This is a genomic window from Hoeflea sp., from assembly GCF_039975035.1.
Lineage (GTDB): Bacteria > Pseudomonadota > Alphaproteobacteria > Rhizobiales > Rhizobiaceae > Hoeflea.
In genome coordinates this window covers 1-3,773 of record NZ_JBDWHW010000134.1, presented here as the reverse complement: position 1 = coordinate 3,773, position 3,773 = coordinate 1, and the positions used below count along the sequence as shown (strand labels likewise).

The 3,773-nt window shown below is 53.9% G+C and carries 3 protein-coding genes; 1 reads left to right on the top strand and 2 read right to left on the bottom strand.

Annotated elements, in window-relative coordinates; all coding sequences use genetic code 11:
• A partial coding sequence (locus tag ABJN75_RS11530) for a hypothetical protein (protein ID WP_348439739.1) occupies positions 1-443 on the top strand: 443 nt, incomplete at its 5' end.
• A 262-nt stretch (positions 444-705) separates the two neighbouring features.
• On the opposite strand, the gene ABJN75_RS11525 is transcribed toward ABJN75_RS11530, so the two are convergent.
• Complete coding sequence (locus tag ABJN75_RS11525) at positions 706-1,989, bottom strand: agmatinase family protein (protein ID WP_348439738.1); 1,284 nt, start codon at positions 1,987-1,989, stop codon at positions 706-708.
• An 82-nt stretch (positions 1,990-2,071) separates the two neighbouring features.
• Positions 2,072-3,349: a carbohydrate porin gene (locus ABJN75_RS11520; protein ID WP_348439737.1), complete on the bottom strand. Its 1,278-nt coding sequence runs from the start codon at positions 3,347-3,349 to the stop codon at positions 2,072-2,074.
• Positions 3,350-3,773 lie beyond the last annotated feature (424 nt).

Below are 3,773 nucleotides of genomic sequence, written 5' to 3'. Positions count from 1 at the left end.
TTAGGATCAGCGCCCGTAAGGAAAGAACACAGACAGCTAAACTTTATCTGGGCATCCCCGCCACGCTTTACGTGAGCTTCAGGTTTATGACCTCACAGATTACCCCCAGCTGCATACCCATCATCCAGCGCAAAGGGTTTGCCAACAGTCGGCCGAAAATTGCGCAGTTTCCTCACTCTCTACTTTCCAGGATCAACATCCGGAATTGTTGCTTCTGTGACAGCGGTCGCAGTGAGCATATAGTTGGTCGTTGCCAGATGGGTTTTACTGCGTTGGACCTTGAGTGTTCCGGTCACCCAGACCGGATCAGCCGTAACATCGATGCCATCGGGAAAACTCACGGAAATCACCTGGTCCGGCAGCGGCGGGGGCGGATGACGGCAATCCTGCCGCAATGGCGGGATGAGCAAAAACGCCTTCACATCCTTGAACTCAAACTCTAGCGGATGAGCGTAGCCGGCGATCCGCACGGTTTGGCCGTTCAGGCTGCGGTTTCCCGGTGCACAAGCTTCGTAGCGGCTGGACAACAGCCGCGCCGAGGCAGCTTGCTGCTTGCACTTCGGTTGGGTCTCGTAATTGTCAAGCAAGGCCTCACAGGAAGCCGGGCGATCTGTTCGAAGGTCCGCCCACGAGACGGTCAATGGGTCTGCGACCGCAGACCCATGCCAAACTCCCAGCAGCGCCAGAACGCTTATGGCGACAGTATCAGTTTTTGCCTTGCCCATGCGTAACCGTTAGTGGGTTGAGGTAATGCGGCTCGGTCAATCCCTGTTTGCGCATAGCAATCCCGGTCAGGCATTCACGGATCGTCCGATTGGCGTTGAGGGCTGAAACATAAGTCGGGTCCATCAGCGGAGCCAATTCGACGATCTCAAAACCGACCACATTTGATTCCGCACAGAGACGGCGAATGATCGGAAAGATTTCACGTGGCATCAAGCCACCTGGTTCCGGAGTTCCGGTACCGGGCACAAAAGCCGGATCGAACGTGTCTATGTCGAACGAGATATACATGTACTCCGGTCCGTCATTGGCCTCCGCGATCACGTCTTCCATGACAGCGTCGAACCCACGATCCTCAATTTCCGCCATGGTGTGATAACGGAATCCGTTATCCCGCATCCAATCAAAGGCTTTCTCGTCGGGGTAATAACCGCGCAGGGCAACCTGGATGAAGTTCTTGCCTTCGACCAGGCCTTCCTCGATCAGTCGGTAAACCGGCATGCCATGGTTGATCAGATGCCCCATTCCGTATTTGCCAGCGTCGTAATGGGCATCAAAATGCACCACGCCGACATTGCCCTTGCCGTAGACATCCGTCAGAGCAGCTACATCAGGGTACATCAAGGAGTGATCGCCGCCGACGATGAACGGAATGACGTGGCTACCATCTTTGTGTTTGACTTCCGCAGCCTGCCGCACAAACGACCGCACGGCATGGATCGTGCGCTCAGTACTCATGTAATCGTTGGGGGCGTTGCCGTAATCGACGACAGTCATGTCTTCCAGCGGATCGACCATCACATGCATGTGCGGTTGCCGGGTTCCATAACCGAGATAGATCGAGGAGTTGCGCACAGCGTTCGGGCCCCGTGAGGCCCCGCGAGCACCTCCGCCCATGTCTGTAAAGGCACCCATGATGGCTACATCGACTTCAGCAGCGGCAAGGTCCTCCGGTGTAAAGGCGAGTGGCTGGTGCAGGAAGGTGGGAAGCTGCATATACCCTTGGCCGAAGAACCTTTGAGGATCTATGATGCCTGGCGTCCGGCCTTCACGCTCACCTTCAAAACTCGGCAGTGGTGTCCGCCAAGCATTGTAGCTGGGGTCGCCCTTGTCGAGCGGTATGACGGGTTGCTCTCCATCGCGAATGGGAGCCTGCGTGCCTTCATACTCATGACCGAAATACTGTGCATGCGCACTTGTGGCGATGAGTGCGCCCAGAACGCAGCTGCAAAGCGCTGCCTTGAGATTGCTATGATACTGTTTCATGTGATCCTCCAAAACGCATCCTATTAGTCAAAATTGCAATTATCCAATTACCTGGAGAGCCGGCCGCACCAGCTGGCTCACCTTAGAAAAACGCCTGAACCCGAAAGTTGAGAACACCTTCCAGATCTGAAGAAATGTTGGATGGATTACCGATCGCCATCACACCGGTTGTTGCCACAACAAGCGGTGTCAATTGCAGGCGGTAGAATGTCTCGGCGACATATTCATTGTTCGAGTTCTGCGCTGTCGGCGCAACCCAGCCCAGACCGGCACCCAACCAGTCCTCGTCATTGCCAAATGGTTCTTTCCAGACAACACCACCAGCAGCGGCATGATCAACAGCCCCTTTGCGGCCCCAGGATGCGCCGTAGCGCGCAAACACACCGAATGCTCCAATATCCTGTTCCACAATGAAATTGACACCCTGCGTGCTGGCCTGCCTCTTCGACGTTCCCTTAAAAGTCTCATCAACAAAATAGTAGGCGGCCTTTATTTGACCATCCCCAGTAGCAGCAAAAGGGTTAGATAATTTTGCAGCAGCGGCATAGCCCCACTCGCCGCTATCGAATGGCCGCCCCGGATTCAAATGTCCGTTGCCGCGCGCATCGGCGATGCCAGCCTCGAGGCTGACTCCGCCGCCAAGTTCAACACCGCCAGCAAATCCCATACCCTGACCCGGCAAGGTGCTGGCAGGATAGGCCGACAGTGGTCCTGACATGAAACTGCTCGTGTCATCACACGAATAAGCACAGCCACCCACAATTCCAGCCAGTTCATGTTGACCAAACCGTATATTGGCCGCGCCACCTGGAAGGTCATAGCGCAGATAAAGTGCTTTCAATGAATCCGAATCGGCAACGGAATCCGAACTTGTGAAATTGATGCCAAGTGATTGGGTAAAATCAACACCGGTGGTGTTTGTAAGCTGGCGAATTTGCAGACCATTGGCAACGATTGAAGCCGTTCCAAGGGTCTCGTTCTGCAACATGCGCCAATACAACAGGATATTATGCTGATAATTGGCTGTCCAATTGCGATCCGGGCGGCTGCTTGCCTGAGCTATCACCGTCGGTTTCAAAAAAAAGCTGAATCCGTATTTGTTCCAGAGATCCCGATTGAGCTTTTCATATCGGTTCAGCACCTCCGGGAACGGATTGAAGCGTCCCTTTGCCGGCCAGCCGAAGGTATCAAACTCTTCGTTCCGTTCAATCAGGTCTTCCAGCGACTGTTCGGTGGTCGCTCCCGGCGAGTTGGTCGATTGCCCGTAGGCAGGAAGAGCAGCAGCGTTCACGAGCATGAGCGTGCCGAGCAAATATGACAGCCCTCCCCTTTGCGAAAGGTGTAGCGTACGGAAACGCATACCTTAACTCCTGCATCTGCCCTTAGGTCAGACTAATGGCAGCCGTATCAGCGTCAACAACAAAGTGCTGATGTTAATATACAATATCCGTACATCTTTTTACTCACGCTATCCAATTCGAAAAAACATTATTATTTAAATACAGATAGATGCGTGCTGTCTTGCAGTCCCAGACCCAGTTTCCCCGCCACATGAATGAAGACTGCACTGGCCCTGAAATGTAACCGAGAACAGCCTTCAACTTCGCATCGCGACCAGTTTCTATCGTGAAAAGTACCGCGCGGTATTAGCCAAGTGCAGCAGGTTCCACCACCTCACTGACCTTACCGGTCTTCACATCATAGATAAGACCAGACACAACAACATGCGGTGGAATTTCCGGCGCGGCGCGTAGCCGTTCGATGTCCTGTTTCAGGCTATCCTC